At 42.7% G+C, this 15,048-nt stretch carries 16 protein-coding genes; 5 read left to right on the plus strand and 11 right to left on the minus strand.

Annotated elements, in window-relative coordinates:
* Positions 1–63: 63 nt before the first annotated feature.
* The 7 genes from accC to MHM98_RS17625 all read right to left on the minus strand — a co-directional run bounded on the left by accC (position 64) and on the right by MHM98_RS17625 (position 5,782).
* The gene (gene accC, locus MHM98_RS17595) at positions 64–1,404 is read right to left on the minus strand and encodes an acetyl-CoA carboxylase biotin carboxylase subunit (protein ID WP_239440709.1); all 1,341 of its coding nucleotides are present in this window, start codon (positions 1,402–1,404) and stop codon (positions 64–66) included.
* Positions 1,405–1,417: 13 nt separating this feature from the next.
* The gene (gene accB, locus MHM98_RS17600) at positions 1,418–1,879 is read right to left on the minus strand and encodes an acetyl-CoA carboxylase biotin carboxyl carrier protein (RefSeq protein WP_239440710.1); all 462 of its coding nucleotides are present in this window, start codon (positions 1,877–1,879) and stop codon (positions 1,418–1,420) included.
* A 27-nt stretch (positions 1,880–1,906) separates the two neighbouring features.
* Complete coding sequence (gene aroQ, locus MHM98_RS17605) at positions 1,907–2,350, minus strand: type II 3-dehydroquinate dehydratase (RefSeq protein WP_239440711.1); 444 nt, start codon at positions 2,348–2,350, stop codon at positions 1,907–1,909.
* Between the two features lie 185 nt (positions 2,351–2,535).
* On the minus strand, positions 2,536–3,843 hold the full coding sequence (locus MHM98_RS17610) for an ATP-binding protein (RefSeq protein WP_239440712.1): 1,308 nt from the start codon (positions 3,841–3,843) through the stop codon (positions 2,536–2,538).
* Positions 3,844–3,891: 48 nt separating this feature from the next.
* Positions 3,892–4,575, minus strand: coding sequence for a response regulator transcription factor (locus MHM98_RS17615; RefSeq protein ID WP_239440713.1), 684 nt, complete (start codon positions 4,573–4,575; stop codon positions 3,892–3,894).
* Between the two features lie 32 nt (positions 4,576–4,607).
* On the minus strand, positions 4,608–4,868 hold the full coding sequence (locus tag MHM98_RS17620) for a hypothetical protein (protein ID WP_239440714.1): 261 nt from the start codon (positions 4,866–4,868) through the stop codon (positions 4,608–4,610).
* A 212-nt stretch (positions 4,869–5,080) separates the two neighbouring features.
* On the minus strand, positions 5,081–5,782 hold the full coding sequence (locus MHM98_RS17625; RefSeq protein ID WP_239440715.1) for an acyloxyacyl hydrolase: 702 nt from the start codon (positions 5,780–5,782) through the stop codon (positions 5,081–5,083).
* 221 nt (positions 5,783–6,003) lie between these two features.
* Here MHM98_RS17625 and MHM98_RS17630 point away from each other — a divergent pair, with 221 nt between their 5' ends.
* On the plus strand, positions 6,004–6,339 hold the full coding sequence (locus tag MHM98_RS17630) for a zinc ribbon domain-containing protein YjdM (RefSeq protein ID WP_239440716.1): 336 nt from the start codon (positions 6,004–6,006) through the stop codon (positions 6,337–6,339).
* 5 nt (positions 6,340–6,344) lie between these two features.
* On the plus strand, positions 6,345–6,680 hold the full coding sequence (locus MHM98_RS17635; RefSeq protein WP_239440717.1) for a zinc ribbon domain-containing protein YjdM: 336 nt from the start codon (positions 6,345–6,347) through the stop codon (positions 6,678–6,680).
* Between the two features lie 48 nt (positions 6,681–6,728).
* On the opposite strand, the gene MHM98_RS17640 is transcribed toward MHM98_RS17635, so the two are convergent.
* Positions 6,729–7,304 carry an outer membrane beta-barrel protein gene (locus MHM98_RS17640; protein ID WP_239440718.1) on the minus strand — a complete coding sequence of 192 codons (576 nt, stop codon included), beginning with the start codon at positions 7,302–7,304 and terminating at the stop codon, positions 6,729–6,731.
* Positions 7,305–7,549: 245 nt separating this feature from the next.
* Positions 7,550–8,758 (minus strand): cysteine desulfurase, encoded by a 1,209-nt coding sequence (locus MHM98_RS17645; RefSeq protein WP_239440719.1) that lies wholly within the window; start codon positions 8,756–8,758, stop codon positions 7,550–7,552.
* A gap of 191 nt (positions 8,759–8,949) precedes the next feature.
* On the opposite strand from MHM98_RS17645, the gene MHM98_RS17650 reads away from it, so the two are divergent.
* Positions 8,950–9,627: a class I SAM-dependent methyltransferase gene (locus MHM98_RS17650; RefSeq protein WP_239440720.1), complete on the plus strand. Its 678-nt coding sequence runs from the start codon at positions 8,950–8,952 to the stop codon at positions 9,625–9,627.
* Positions 9,628–9,951: 324 nt separating this feature from the next.
* On the opposite strand, the gene uvrA is transcribed toward MHM98_RS17650, so the two are convergent.
* Positions 9,952–12,774 carry an excinuclease ABC subunit UvrA gene (gene uvrA / locus MHM98_RS17655; protein ID WP_239440721.1) on the minus strand — a complete coding sequence of 941 codons (2,823 nt, stop codon included), beginning with the start codon at positions 12,772–12,774 and terminating at the stop codon, positions 9,952–9,954.
* Between the two features lie 347 nt (positions 12,775–13,121).
* On the opposite strand from uvrA, the gene MHM98_RS17660 reads away from it, so the two are divergent.
* On the plus strand, positions 13,122–13,493 hold the full coding sequence (locus MHM98_RS17660; RefSeq protein ID WP_239440722.1) for a GntR family transcriptional regulator: 372 nt from the start codon (positions 13,122–13,124) through the stop codon (positions 13,491–13,493).
* A gap of 10 nt (positions 13,494–13,503) precedes the next feature.
* Positions 13,504–14,367: a hypothetical protein gene (locus MHM98_RS17665; RefSeq protein WP_239440723.1), complete on the plus strand. Its 864-nt coding sequence runs from the start codon at positions 13,504–13,506 to the stop codon at positions 14,365–14,367.
* Between the two features lie 125 nt (positions 14,368–14,492).
* Here MHM98_RS17665 and MHM98_RS17670 read toward each other — a convergent pair whose 3' ends face one another.
* Positions 14,493–14,990 (minus strand): energy transducer TonB, encoded by a 498-nt coding sequence (locus MHM98_RS17670; protein ID WP_239440724.1) that lies wholly within the window; start codon positions 14,988–14,990, stop codon positions 14,493–14,495.
* Between the last annotated feature and the right edge of the window lie 58 nt (positions 14,991–15,048).

The raw sequence follows: 15,048 nt of genomic DNA on the forward strand, positions 1-15,048 counted from the left end.
TTTTTGAATCCCAAAAACAAAAAATCCCACAGCTGTGGGATTTTTTAGCAGGAAAAACTCATATTACATATCTAGTTTTTTCTCTAGGTAATGAATGTTGGTTCCGCCGTTTTGGAAGTTTTCATCTTCCATAATGCTTTCTTGAAGCGCTGTTGACGTTTTAATACCTTCAACAATCATTTCGCTAAGTGCATTACGCATACGAGCAATGGCAATACCACGGTTTTCACCGTAAGTAATCAATTTACCAATCATTGAATCGTAATGTGGTGGCACTTTGTAGCCAGCATAAATGTGAGAATCCCAACGAATGCCTAAGCCACCCGGCGCGTGGAAACGCTTGATTTCACCCGGTGATGGAATGAATGTCACAGGATCTTCAGCATTGATACGACACTCGATGGCATGGCCACGAATTTGTACTTCATCTTGCGTGATAGATAATGGTTGGCCAGCTGCAACGCGTAATTGCTCTTTGATTAAATCAACGCCAGTTACCATTTCAGTCACACAGTGCTCAACCTGAATACGGGTGTTCATTTCGATGAAGTAGAACTCGCCGTTTTCGTATAAGAACTCGAAAGTACCTGCACCGCGGTAATCGATGTCGATACAAGCTTTGGCACAACGCTCACCGATGAAACGACGAATTTCTTCGGTAATACCTGGTGCTGGAGCTTCTTCAACAACTTTTTGGTGGCGACGTTGCATAGAACAATCACGCTCACCTAAGTGGATAGCATGGCCTTGGCCGTCAGCTAATACTTGGATTTCGATATGGCGAGGGTTCTCTAAGAACTTCTCCATGTATAAATCACCGTTGTTGAAACAAGCAATCGCTTCTGCACGCGTTAGCTTAATTGTTTCAACTAATTCTTCTTCGCTGCGAACAACACGCATACCACGACCACCGCCGCCGCCAGAAGCTTTAACGATAACTGGGTAACCAATGCGCTTAGCAATTTTGATGTTTGTCGCATCATCATCGCCTAATACGCCGTCACTACCTGGTACTGTAGGTACGCCAGCTTTACGCATTGCTTCGATAGCAGATACTTTGTCACCCATTAGGCGAATTGTGTCAGCTTTAGGACCGATGAAAGTAAAACCAGATTGTTCGATTTGCTCTGCAAAGTCAGCATTTTCCGCTAGGAAACCGTAACCCGGGTGAATAGCTACTGCACCCGTGATTTCAGCCGCGCTAATAATCGCAGGAATATTTAGGTAACTTTGTGTCGCTGGCGCTGGGCCGATACACAGGCTTTCGTCTGCTAGCAACACGTGTTTTAAGTCGCGATCTGCCGTTGAATGAATTGCTACGGTTTTGATGCCCATCTCTTTACAGGCACGTAATACGCGTAAGGCAATTTCACCACGGTTGGCGATAACTACTTTATCTAACATAAGTAAGTGGCCTTTATTCGATGATTACAAGAGTTTGGTCAAACTCAACTGGTTGTGCATCGTCGATTTCGATTGCAACAACAGTACCCGCTTTATCAGCTTCAATTTGGTTCATCATTTTCATGGCTTCAACGATACATAAAGTGTCGCCAACATTAACTTTGCTGCCTACTTCAACAAATGGTTTAGCATCTGGTGAAGAAGCGCGGTAGAAAGTACCAACCATTGGAGATTTTACGTGGTGACCAGAAACTACAGCTGGAGCCGCTTCAGCTGGGGCCGCCGCAGGTGCTGCAGCTGGAGCAGGAGCCGCAACTGGTGCAGCAACAGGAGCTGCTACTGCAACTGGAGCTGTAGCAACAACGCCAGAAGTACGGTTGATGCGTACAGATTCTTCACCTTCAGAAATTTCTAATTCGGTAATGCCTGATTCTTCAACAAGCTCGATTAGTTTTTTGATTTTACGAATATCCATAACTGTTCTCTATGTAATTTTTAAGACTTAAGAAGACGCCAGCGATTTCGCTGCCGCTTGTAATGCGTATTCATAGCCACTTGCACCTAGCCCACAAATTACGCCAACGGCTACGTCGGAGAAATATGAGTGATGGCGAAATGCTTCGCGTTTATGAACGTTTGACAAATGAACTTCAATAAAAGGAATATCCACTGCTAATATTGCGTCGCGCAATGCCACACTGGTGTGGGTAAAGGCGGCTGGATTGATGATAATAAAATCAGCATTGGTTTGGTGAATAGCATCGATTAGTTCGTGTTCTGCGTTAGATTGAATGTGATCTAACGTGATGCCTAATTCGCTAGCTTGATTTGTTAGTAGTTCGACGATTTCTGGCAGTGTATTCGCACCGTAATGACCAGGTTCACGTCGACCTAACATATTCAAGTTGGGACCATTAACCAATAAAATCTGTTTATTTTCGCTCATCTTGCAGTGATCCTCTTAGTAAATCTTTAAACTTGCACAGTTTTGGAAAAGTTTCGTAAAAATCTAGTTTAGCTAGCTTGTCCAAGGCGCACAAGTCGCAAAGATTACCTTATCGCGACATAGTATATACAAATCGCCGATTTTGGCAGCATTTTACTGGTCTTATCACCCACAGAGCGAGGGCGTTAATAATGATGTTTTGGGAAGGTGGCAGTGAATTTTGCGCCTAATAAGTCGGAATCGCTGATCTCAATAGTACCTTTATAGCCTTTAACGATATCAACCACTACTGCCATGCCAATACCTTGGCCGTGTTCTTGAGTATCGAGGCGTGCGCCGCGGCGAGTGATTTCTTCGCGTTGTGATTCGTCGATGCCAACGCCGTTATCTTCGACAATAAAGCTAATGGATTCGTTATTGTCTTCAACGGTGACTCGCACTTCACCCGCGCCGTATTTGTAGGCGTTATCCATGAAGTTACCCAGCATTTCTAATAAGTCACCTTGGTCACCTTGGAAAACGCTTGCTTGCGGAATACGAATATCGCACATCACCGCTTTGGCTTTATAGACTTTATCCAGCGCGCTTTTTATTTGTTTGGCTTGCTCAAGAATATTGACCTTGGTGATGCTAGTCACTTGCTGACTAACCACTGCACGTTGTAGCTGATAGCGAACGATTTGATCCATGCGGCTACTCTGTTCTTTGACGATATCGCGCAGTTCATCGGTTGGTTCACTAGCTGCATTGCTGATCACTGCTAGCGGCGTTTTTAGTGAGTGAGCGAGATCGCCAAGACGTTGGTGATAGCGTTCACGCTGTTGGCGCTCACTATCAATAAGGCGGTTGAGATTACCTGTTAAGCGACTTAACTCTTGGGGGTAATTGCCGCTAAGTGACTGGGCATCGCCGTTCTCAATTTCTTTTAGGTGATGTGCTAAGTCGTGCAGTGGACGCAAGCCGCGACTGAGTAATAAATGTTGTGTTGCTAGTAGCAATAGCGCAACAACGGTGAGCCATAACCATAAACTTTCACGGTAGCTGATTATAGATTGACGATAGCTGTGATTGTCTTGCATCACCACAAATGTGTATTGATAATCTTTACCCTGACTTTCTTCAATAGTGCCGTAGGTTGCAACAAAAAGCTCTGTGTTGGGATTGGTATCGTCGACGCCGAACGTTTGCTTACCCGGCAGCGTTGGTCTTGCGGTACGAGGCGAAATCAAGACTGCCGAACGAGAGCGCCACAACTCTTTGCCTGCTCTATCTAACACATAACCATATAAACCTGAGCTGGCCTCATTAAACTGTGGATCAGATTGGTAGTTTGGAATGACTAGATTACGGCCTTGCTGCTCGGCGCTAGAAATGAGGCTGAGGATTTGTAGCTGCATTTTTTCTTGTGCCGCGGTTTTGGCGGCGTTAGAAAATGCTGAATCTAAAATGGCGCCTGTAATACTAAAAAAGACCAGCATTAAAAAGCTGGCCATTATTAGAATTCGGGTGCGAAGCGAGTAGTTTTTCACTTTATTAAAATGCTAACCGTTGGCAATCGCTGGGTTGATGCGATAGCCGCGGCCGCGTAGCGTCTCGATTGGCAAGATTTTGTTCTCTGGATCGATCTTTAAACGCAAACGACGCACGAAAACCTCGATAACATTTGAATCGCGATCGTAATCTTGATCGTAAATGTGTTCGGTTAAAACAGATTTTGAAATGACTTGGTGTGGATGGGTGAGTAAATACTCCATCACCTTATACTCATAGGCTGTTAGTTCAACTTCACTGCCGTCAACGGCAATTGATTGCGCATTCAAATCTAGTGTTAATGGGCCAAAACTTTGAGTGGCACTTGCCATACCCACGCTGCGGCGTAGTAGTGCTTTAACGCGAGCTAACAGCTCATCCATTTCGAACGGCTTTGTTAGGTAATCATCAGCACCTGAATCTAAACCGATAACTTTTTCCTGCCATTGATCACGGGCGGTTAAAATTAAAATAGGGAAGTTTTTGTTGTCTTTACGCAGGCGTTTAATCACTTCGATACCGTCGATTTTTGGTAAACCTAAATCGATAATAGCTAGATCGTAAGGATATTCTGTACCTTGATAAAGGCCTTCTTCACCATCGCTAGCGCAATCGACAGCGTAGCCTTGTTTGATGAGAATAGCGGCGAGTTGTTCTTGTAAAATTGGTTCGTCTTCAATTACTAAAATGCGCATGATAATCCTTGTAAAGCGATGATTTAATTTAATTACGGCTGACGTTCTGAGATTTTGCCGCTTTTCTTGTTTACATAAACCGTTTTTAAGCGCCCACTATCGAGTAAGATTTTAATCTTAAAAGCTTTGGTACCACGGCTTGAAATAGACTCTATTTTAAGCAGCTTCTTCGCTTTGTATTTGCTTTGAACTAGCTGAGAAGCCTTGCGTTCACTGATATCAAACGCATAGCTTTGAGCGCTTAGTGCGATGCCAATGAATAATACTGCAAGTTTTAAAGTCTTTAAGGTCATGGTTTTCTCAAATGTTGATGCGAGTTTAGTAACTAAATCACGTAATAGGATTCAATCTTATCACGAACTTTTGTTATCTTTAATCACACTTTTGTTTCTTTAATGACAAAATCTGTCGGCGCTTAAAGAAGTTAGTAGAGAGTTTAGAGGTGGTTAAATTAATCGATGCTTAATTGGTTTATAAGGTCTGCTTTTGCAGACCTGTGGGCGCGTTATTCGCTTTGCCACGAATATGAGATTGCAAATCCATTGGAATTTGAACCTGGATTTGGGTCAATCCAGTTATTGTTAGATTGATGGAAATTGCCATAACCAAATCTCAGTTTTTGTTTGGCATTGATATGATATTCAATCCCAATGTGCGAAGAGTGATTGAAAGTAAATTTTGTTCCGTCAAACGGAAATCTTTTATCGCTGTAAAAAAGTCCAGTTGTATATTCTGCATAGAGACTCGCTTTACCAAAATGATAAGGGTACCACCGCAAAACAGCTAATGCGCCGCCACCTATGCCTTCACGGTTGCCTGATGCTGCAGTTTGGTAATCTTTCCAATATTGACTGTTTAGCTCGATGCCTGCACTAAACCAAGATGACAGCTTCTTTTCGATTCCAAAGTTATTGAGATAAATACGTTTACCGCTTCCTTGGCTAAATCCTGAGCGAAAGTTGTAGAAAGTAATGTCTTGCTCATCCTCAAATACATACTCAGACAAATAGTAGGAAAGAGCTGCAGCAGATGCTACGCCGATAAATACATCTTGATTCGTTAGACTAAGAAAACTGGTTGATTTAAGTCCTGGAAAATTGGGCCAATCATCGACTGTCTCATAACCATTGTTGATACTTGTCGCAGAGGACGAGTGCGTCATCAAATACAGCACAGCAAAGCAGACTATTTTAATAAATAATTTCATAAATTTAGTTCAATTTTAGTTCGGTGGCTTATCTTAGATTGCGCCTTCGCAAAGGTTGAGTATTTTCGTGTTGTTAATGGTTATTCTAAGTAATTTTGTGTGATAGTTCGTAATCAAAGGTTATTTAGGCTAAATTCTCTTCTTATTGCGCTAAATCACTCGCCAAAATGCATCTCGCGATTTACCATAGCCACAGTATTCGTCAAAATAAGTAAATTCCTATGTCATTACCTCCATGCCCACAATGTAATTCTGAATATGTTTATGAAGATCAGCCGCTATTGATTTGTCCTGAATGTGCTCATGAATGGAATCCTAATGAAGTTGTTGAAGATCCTGATGCTATCGTTTTAAAAGATGCAGTAGGTAATCTGCTAGCTGAAGATGACAAAGTCACTTTAATAAAAGATCTGAAAGTTAAAGGTTCATCATTAGTATTGAAAGTGGGTACTAAAGCGGTGATTAAGCGTTTCGTTGATGCGGATCATGACATCGATTGTAAAGTTGATGGTCACGGTAACATGATGCTGAAATCTAAGTTTGTGCGAAAGGCGTAATTGCGATGTCATTGCCAGCTTGCTTGAAATGTAATTCTGAATACGTCTATCAAGATCAAGACTTACTGATTTGTCCAGAGTGCGCTTTTGAATGGAGCCCGCAAGAGCTGGCTGAAGAGAGTCAGCTCAATATCAAAGATGCCAACGGTACGCTGCTTAGTGAAGGCGATAAAATTACCTTTGCCAAAGACTTAAAAGTTAAGGGCAGTTCTCAGGTGCTTAAGATTGGCACTAAGGCTGTTATCAAGCGGATGGTGGAAGGTAAAGATCACCAGCTTGATTGCAAGGTCGACGGCACTGGCGACATGATGATTACGGCGGCTTTTGTTAAGAAGGCTTAGTATAAAACAAAAAAGGAACTCGATTGAGTTCCTTTTTTATATGGCAGCTTAGAAATTCCAGCTTGCAGATAAAGATGTGGTCTTCATTTCATCGATTTTATTGTAATGTAAGCCCATTGAGAAGTTATCGGTGAAGTGGTACGAAGCACCTAATGTAAATTCGCCTTCTGAATCATCTTCAATATCTAGGTAACCAATAGAGCCCAATAGTTCCACTTTATCTGTGACCATTGAACGAACACCAACCGATAAACCGTAACCATTGCCATCAGCACTTTCCGATAAGCCGCGACCAGAAACTTCAGTTTCGATTTTTTCATAGCTAAGTGTACCGAAAAAGTCTGTTTGTGCACTAAAACCGTGACGGTAGCCTAATCCTAATGAGGTAGTGTCGAGATCAAAGTCAACGCCACCAATAGTGTCAGAATTCATCGATAAATTACCGAATACAAATACGTTATCATTGACTAGTTTTGAACCAGAAAAAGAAAAGCCTGATACATCGATGCCAGCTAGGTCAACATCTTGATATGCAACAGTAAGAGAATCCCATTTAGGACCTTCATTTGCTGAAACTTGTGAGAATGCCAGTAGTAGCGCTGAACCTAATAATAATTTTTTCATGTGAAATTTCCTTGCCCAAACTTAAAAGAAATGCAGATTGATAGGGCGGCTCAATGTGCATTTAAAACGATAGAGAAGTAAGAAACGTAAATCTTTGGAAGAGTTGGAAAAGTCAAACTTCAATCCCTGAAATTTATATCCTTGCTATCAGGGCGCTAATTTAAATTAATAATTAGCGCATGGGAAGAGTCTATTGGTATTAATCTGAATATAAAATTAATGAAAGGTGGCTAAATTACAGTCAGTTAGATCAAGAAGGTTAGAGTTTTCTTAATTGCCTCAAGTAAATTATCCACTTCCTCAAGCGTATTGTAAGGCGCTAGTGAGATGCGAATGGTGCCGTCGATGTTGAGGTGTTCCATCAATGGCATTGCACAGTGATGGCCAGAGCGTACGGCTATGTTGTGTTGATTGAGTAAAGTGGCGATATCCGATGGATGTTCGTCTTCGACAATAAAGCTAATGACGGATAACTTGTCGCTAACATCGCCGATAATGGTTATTTCTTCGATTTTTCTTAGCTCACTGGCTAAATAGCTAGTCAGCTCATTCTCATAGCTGTGCATCGCGCTATTATCTTGCGCCTTAATAAAATCGACGGCAGCGCTTAGCCCTAACACGCCACTGATATTTGGTGTGCCGGGTTCGAATTTAAATGGCAGTTGATTGAAGGTGGTGCCGCTAAAGCTAACCTTTTTAATCATCTCACCGCCACATTGCCATACAGGCATAGCATCGAGTAGTCCTTCTTTACCGTACAGCACACCAATGCCCGTTGGGCCATACATTTTATGACCTGAAAAAGCGAAAAAGTCACAATCTAGTGCAGTCACATCGATAGGTAAGTGTGCCACTGTTTGCGCGCCGTCGATCACACTCACTGCACCCACTTCCTTGGCAAGTTTTATCAAATGACCAATGGGGTTAATCACGCCAGTGACGTTAGAGGCATGAGCGATAGCGACGATGGCTGTGTTGTCATCGATTAACTCGTTAGCGGCGAGTAAATCCAATTGATGATCTTCTGTTAATGGAATTGGGCGTAGCTCGGCACCTGTCGCCAAGCATAACTGCTGCCACGGTACTATATTGGCGTGATGTTCACTCACACTAACTACAATGTTGTGATGTGCTTTCACGTTGGCACGACCATAGGTTTGGGCAATCAGGTTAATGGCCTCAGTTGTGCCTTTAGTAAAGATGATTTCTTTACTATTGTGGCAGCCGATAAACTTGCCGATATTAGTACGCGCCAATTCGAATTTAGCCGTTGCGACAGCACTCAGTTTATGCGCAGCACGATGAACATTAGCGTTTTGGCTGGTGTAATACTCGTTAATAACATCGATAACCGCCTGCGGCTTTTGGCTGGTGGCAGCACTGTCGAAATAACATTGATCACTGGTGGTGATTAATGGAAATTGTTGGCGGAATTGTTGGTTATCGAATGTCATTATCGGGAGTTTCTGAAAAATAAAAAATGATTCTAATGTTAATGAATGAAACGTTATACTCTGATAATTATATATAATTGGCCTGTAACTTCATATCTTCATATGTGGAATCATTGATTGATATCTGGCAAGAGAATCTTGAATGTTATAAAGGTGGTCAAAGAAAAATTATAGGATTAAGGAAATGTAATATGGCATCAGATGTAACATCAAAGGATTTTGTATTTTCATTTAATAAAAATGGTGAGCTTGAGTTTGTTGGTGATTTTGAGGGCTTATATCAATCTGTTGAAGATCCTTGGGGGCAATCTGCGAAAGGAGATTACTTAGATCAACTTTATAAACAATCAAGACAAACATTAAAGAATACTATTTCTGAATTTAAAGGAGCAATATCTGGTTGTGAGATTGGTTGTGGTTTAGGGCATGTTACAAATGATCTAAATTGTTATTTTAAAGATATCTCGTGGGATGGGATAGATATATCAAATACTGCTGTAAAAAAAGCTCAAAAGCTGTTCCCTAGTATTGACTTTATTCAAGGCGATATAGCCTCTTCCAACTTTAGCTGGAACAAATCATACGATGTTGTGATTTTGAATCAAATATTGTGGTATTTACTCGAGGGGCTAGATAAGGTGTTTTTCAATTTAGAAAAAATGCTTAAACAAGATGGACATTTAATAATTTCGACGTTCTTTCTAAAAGATCAAAAGTATGGCACTGATATAATCGGAAGCTTTGATGACCTAATATTTTATATTTTAAGCAACCATAGGCAGCGGTATAAAATTATCCTTGCAGATATAAAATATGGTGATGAAGAAGCTAAGTATCGCGACTCAATTTTGGTTTTAAAGAAACTGTGATATACGATTAGGGGCTTGTATGAAGATATGTACAGCCCCTTTGAAAAGCATAATCATTTAACAAGTATACGTTGCGCTTTTAGTTTTCGAAACGTATCTATTCATGAGAATTAGCACTGCGCCGATAAACACTAATGGTAGACGCAGTGAAAAAACACTAAAACCATCAGTCGGAGCGACTCTGTAATATCCTATATCAGATTCTGGATCAGCTTTTGGTAGGAAATCTACGGGTAAAAGGTCGCTGAAATAAAATAATATTCCAGCTGTTAGTAGTAATACTCCAAGTATCAACAGCAACTTAGACATACCTTTCCTTCATAGTTAAATCAACGGCTTCAAGAACCGCGCTGTATGCGATACTGGGTGTACTGCTACTTCTTCTGGTGTACCTGTTACTAAGATTTGGCCGCCGCCTGAGCCGCCTTCTGGGCCCAAGTCGACTATCCAATCCGCTGTTTTCACGACATCTAAGTTATGTTCGATAACAACGATGGTGTTGCCGTGATCGCGCAAGCGATGTAGTACATCTAACAGCATTTGGATATCTTTGAAGTGCAGACCCGTAGTTGGCTCATCCAAGATGTAAAGTGTCTTGCCTGTATCGCGCTTCGACAGCTCTTTGGCCAGTTTCACGCGTTGGGCCTCACCACCAGAGAGGGTTGTCGCTGATTGACCTAGCGTGATGTACGACAGACCAACATCCATCAGTGTTTGTAGCTTACGGGCGATGGCTGGCACTGGTTTGAAGAATTCGTTAGCGTCTTCAACCGTCATATCTAGCACTTGGCTGATGTTCTTGCCTTTGTATAACACTTCTAGTGTTTCGCGATTGTAGCGTTTCGAGTTACACACATCACAAGGCACGTAAACGTCTGGTAAGAAGTGCATCTCTACTTTGGTTACACCGTCGCCCTGACAGGCTTCACAGCGGCCGCCTTTAACGTTGAAGCTAAAGCGTCCAGCTTTGTAACCGCGTGAACGTGACTCTTGAGTTGCTGCAAACAATTCACGAATTGGCGTGAAAATTCCTGTGTAAGTCGCTGGGTTTGAGCGCGGCGTACGGCCGATTGGGCTTTGATCAATATCCACTACCTTGTCGCAATGCTCAAGGCCTTCGATGCGATCGTGCTCCGCTGGCTCGTCGTTCACTGCCTTGTTTAACGCGATGTGCGCTAATGGGTAGAAGGTGTTGTTAATTAGCGTCGATTTTCCGGAGCCAGATACACCAGTAACACAGGTCAGTAGGCCACATGGAATTTCTAAATCGACATTTTTCAGGTTGTTACCGCGGGCGCCAAAGAGCTTGATCCAGTCTTTACCCGGCTTAGTGCGCTCGGCTGGGTATTCAATTTTCTTCGCGCCAGATAGGTACTGACCTGTAATAGATTGTTCGTTGTCGATGATTTGCTGGTAGTTACCTTGCGCAATCACCTGACCACCGTGAACACCAGCGCCGGGGCCGATGTCGATGATGTGGTCGGCTTCGCGGATCGCATCTTCGTCGTGCTCTACCACGATTACTGTGTTACCAAGATCGCGCAGGTGGGTTAGGGTTTTAAGCAGACGTTCGTTATCACGCTGATGCAAACCAATTGATGGTTCATCGAGTACGTACATAACACCCACAAGGCCTGCGCCAATCTGACTAGCAAGGCGAATACGTTGTGCTTCACCGCCTGATAGCGTATCAGCTGAGCGTGAAAGGCTTAAATAGTTAAGGCCAACATTGACGAGGAATCCAAGACGATCGCGGATCTCTTTTAAGATTTTCTCGGCAATTTGCGCCTTTTGACCGCTAAATTCTAACTCTTCGAAGAACTTCATACATTCGCCAATCGAATATTCGGCGACTGTCGGCAGGTTAGTTTGGTCGATAAATACATGACGGGCTTCTTCGCGAAGGCGGCTACCACTACAAGCAGGACACGCTTGTTGGTTGAGGTATTTGGTCAACTCTTCACGAACGGCATTGGATTCTGTCTCGCGATAACGGCGATCCATATTGTTGATAATGCCTTCGAAAGGATGGTTGCGCACTACGACATCGCCGCGATCGTTCATGTATTTGAATTCAAGCGATTGCTTACCACTGCCAAAGAAAATGCGTTTAACGTGCTCTTTGCTGAGGCTTGAAAATGGCGCTTCTAAATCAAAACCATAGTGCTCACTGAGTGAAGTCAGCATCTGGAAGTAATAGAAATTACGACGATCCCAACCGCGAATAGCGCCGCCAGCAAGGCTTAGCTCGTCGTTAACGATAATACGGGCTGGATCGAAAAACTGTTTTACGCCTAAGCCGTCACAGCTGCCACAAGCACCTGCTGGGTTGTTAAATGAAAACAGACGTGGCTCTAGTTCAGCCATCGAATAGCCACATTTGCTACAGGCGAAGTTGGCTGAGAATAGTAGCGATTCTAGGACGCTATCACTGTCCATCGGTACGATGTTGGCGATGCCGCCTGATAAATCGAGTGCTGTTTCGAATGATTCAGCCAGACGTTGTTGTAAATCGTCACGCACTTTAAAGCGATCAACAACGACTTCGATGTCGTGTTTTTTGTGTAAATCTAGCGCTGGTGGATCGGATAAATCACACACCTCACCATCGATACGGGCGCGGATAAAGCCTTGTGCCGCTAAGTTATCGAGTAGTTTGGCGTGTTCACCTTTACGCTGTTGTACCACAGGCGCTAATAGCATTAATTTGCTGCCTTCTGGTAATGACAATACTTTGTCCACCATCTGGCTAATAGTTTGGGCTGCTAACGGCAAATCATGAGTTGGACAACGTGGCTCACCAACGCGGGCAAAGAGTAGACGCAGGTAATCGTGAATTTCGGTAATGGTACCTACGGTAGAACGCGGATTGTGAGATGTTGATTTTTGCTCGATTGAAATTGCAGGGCTTAGACCTTCGATGGCGTCGACATCGGGTTTTTCCATCAATGATAAAAACTGACGAGCATAGGCTGACAGTGATTCAACGTAACGACGCTGACCTTCTGCATATAAGGTATCGAATGCTAATGATGATTTTCCTGATCCCGACAAACCCGTAATCACGATGAGCTTGTCTCGTGGCATGGTGAGGCTAATGTCTTTTAGGTTGTGGGTGCGGGCACCGCGAACTTCAATTTGATCCATCTAACGCTTTTCTCTACTGATTACCGAACACGCGATTATCGCATAATTTTTTTATACGTGCCGTGATTTATTCAATCAGTCTTGAAGTGTTCCACCACTTTAAATGGCGGTAACTATTGCGTAAATACGCGGTGAATACATCCTTGTACGCTCTATTTTTCTTCCCTGAAAAATAAGATTTACTCCGCAGCGACCGCCAATTTTATGAAAGTGCCAATCGAAAGGAGTTTAAAAAATACACTTTTTTGTTGCATGATTTTTGATCTAGTTGTACCCTTGGTTCATGGGGTACATTGATTGGTACAAGTTTAGATTGACTAATCGATGCCCGCAACAAGGAGAACACTGTGGAAATTATTATTAACGTCGACGATGAAACACCATTGTTCAGTCAGCTTGTGGAGCAAATCAAGCAAGCAGTAATGACGGGGCATTTGGGGGCAGGCGATCCGCTGCCATCGATTCGACAACTGGCTAACGATTTAGCCATTAACAACAAAACTGTTGCTAAAGCCTATCGCTTGTTAGAGCGAGATAACGTCATTGAAACTAAGGGCTATCGCGGTACTTTCGTTCATCCCAATGCGGCACAAAACAGCCAAGTGGATATCAACGAAGCGGTGACTGAAGTCTTGCAACAAGCATTAACCAATTTAAAAGCGTTGGGAGCGACGGATTCGGAAATCCGCATCGCTTTCTCTCGTTTAATGAATCAATAAGGAGTGTGTTATGTCTGCTAATTTTTTACTGTACGCGGTATTTGCCAGTCAGATTTTTGTAATTTCTTATCTGTTGCCAACCAAGCTGCACAATCGCGCTAAGAACATTATGGCGAAATATCCAGTCGATGAGTACGCCAAGTTATATCCCATTAGTGTTGAAGAGATTAAGCGCAAGATCTGTAATCTCGTATTATTTGGCCAAATCGTGTTAGGTATTGGCGTGGGGATAATTGTTCACGGATTATATTCGCAAAGCGCTGAAATGCTGGGTTGGGATAGTCAGTCGGTAATTATGATTTATTACATTCTGCAAATAGCGCCATTAGTGATGCTGGCTATGTTTAGTGAACGTTATTTTAAGAAAATGCGTGCGTTAAATAGCGAAACCGTACGTCGTGCGTCGTTATCTCCTCGTAAATTCGCTAATTATGCACCGATGTGGCTAATTGCTTGCGCAGCAGCTGTCTACCTGTTTTATATCGGCTTAGTAGCTTATGTCGCGCAAAATCCGTTTGACGGTTTTGCTGGTGGTTTGACTAATATTCTCGGAGTAACTGGCCTTAACGTATTTTTTGGATTTGTTGCTTATCGCGCCGTTTATGGCGTGAAAAAAGATCCCCATCAAACAGACGAAGATCGTTTTAAGCAAGCCAGCCGCGTCGTTAAGCTAATGCTGTTTGGCAGTATTGCAGCAACGGTGAATATTTCCATCCACTTTGTATTATCGGCGATGGATCTTCGTTATCTCAATGACGTGGTATCTAGCGTGTATTTCCAAGGTCTGATGTTGGTGGTGGTTTTGGCTGTACTTAATGATGATTCGAATTTTGAAGTTTATAAAAATCAAACGACTAATGAGGGAGTGATCTAATGTTTATTATCGGATTATGCGTTGCTGTAGTAGCAATTACAGCATTGACTTGGGGATTGGCAATTAAGCTGTCTTAGCGTGGTTATGAAGAAAAACGCCCGAATGTTGTTCGGGCGTTTTTGATTTTATTTTCTAGCTATAAGCATGTCTTTTCGTTTACATATCGATGCCGCTCTTGGGTCTGCTGCTAGTTCTTTATTCGTTGTCGCATTGTTAAGTTTGTAGTCAATTTTTACTCTTGAAATGACCTGTTGTTTCTCGGTGTTCTGTGGCGTTGCTTGCCACTGCCATGTTTTTACTAAGCGAATGGCTGATTTATCGAAGACTTTAGCAGGGAAAGAGTCAACGATTTGGTAGCCTTCGGTTTTACCGTCTTGATTGATCGCTACATCTAGTACGACACAACCTGATTTGCCACTTTGTGCGGCGGTTAGTGGAAACTGAGGTCGCACACTTTGTTTTTCCAGCTTCCAATAGGAGTTACTTTTGGATGCGGAGTCTTCATTGTATTCAGGGGTAATATCGAGGTAGTTGCTGTATTGCTGTAGCAGTGATTGTTGCGAGGTAGATGAACAGGCACTTGCGGTAAGTGCGGCTAATGCGATAACAATTGCTTTTTTCATATCAAAATCCTTCTTTAGAAAGTCTTATTCGGGGGGATATACCCAAGCTACTTCAAGA

The organism is Psychrobium sp. MM17-31 (assembly GCF_022347785.1).
In the GTDB taxonomy this organism is placed as follows: domain Bacteria; phylum Pseudomonadota; class Gammaproteobacteria; order Enterobacterales; family Psychrobiaceae; genus Psychrobium.

Coding starts and splice junctions, on each gene's coding strand:
- accC (WP_239440709.1), bottom strand. CDS start 1,404: ATGTTAGATAAAGTAGTTATCGCCAACCGTGGTGAAATTGCCTTACGC.
- accB (WP_239440710.1), bottom strand. CDS start 1,879: ATGGATATTCGTAAAATCAAAAAACTAATCGAGCTTGTTGAAGAATCA.
- aroQ (WP_239440711.1), bottom strand. CDS start 2,350: ATGAGCGAAAATAAACAGATTTTATTGGTTAATGGTCCCAACTTGAAT.
- MHM98_RS17610 (WP_239440712.1), bottom strand. CDS start 3,843: ATGGCCAGCTTTTTAATGCTGGTCTTTTTTAGTATTACAGGCGCCATT.
- MHM98_RS17615 (WP_239440713.1), bottom strand. CDS start 4,575: ATGCGCATTTTAGTAATTGAAGACGAACCAATTTTACAAGAACAACTC.
- MHM98_RS17620 (WP_239440714.1), bottom strand. CDS start 4,868: ATGACCTTAAAGACTTTAAAACTTGCAGTATTATTCATTGGCATCGCA.
- MHM98_RS17625 (WP_239440715.1), bottom strand. CDS start 5,782: ATGAAATTATTTATTAAAATAGTCTGCTTTGCTGTGCTGTATTTGATG.
- MHM98_RS17630 (WP_239440716.1), top strand. CDS start 6,004: ATGTCATTACCTCCATGCCCACAATGTAATTCTGAATATGTTTATGAA.
- MHM98_RS17635 (WP_239440717.1), top strand. CDS start 6,345: ATGTCATTGCCAGCTTGCTTGAAATGTAATTCTGAATACGTCTATCAA.
- MHM98_RS17640 (WP_239440718.1), bottom strand. CDS start 7,304: ATGAAAAAATTATTATTAGGTTCAGCGCTACTACTGGCATTCTCACAA.
- MHM98_RS17645 (WP_239440719.1), bottom strand. CDS start 8,758: ATGACATTCGATAACCAACAATTCCGCCAACAATTTCCATTAATCACC.
- MHM98_RS17650 (WP_239440720.1), top strand. CDS start 8,950: ATGGCATCAGATGTAACATCAAAGGATTTTGTATTTTCATTTAATAAA.
- uvrA (WP_239440721.1), bottom strand. CDS start 12,774: ATGGATCAAATTGAAGTTCGCGGTGCCCGCACCCACAACCTAAAAGAC.
- MHM98_RS17665 (WP_239440723.1), top strand. CDS start 13,504: ATGTCTGCTAATTTTTTACTGTACGCGGTATTTGCCAGTCAGATTTTT.
- MHM98_RS17670 (WP_239440724.1), bottom strand. CDS start 14,990: ATGAAAAAAGCAATTGTTATCGCATTAGCCGCACTTACCGCAAGTGCC.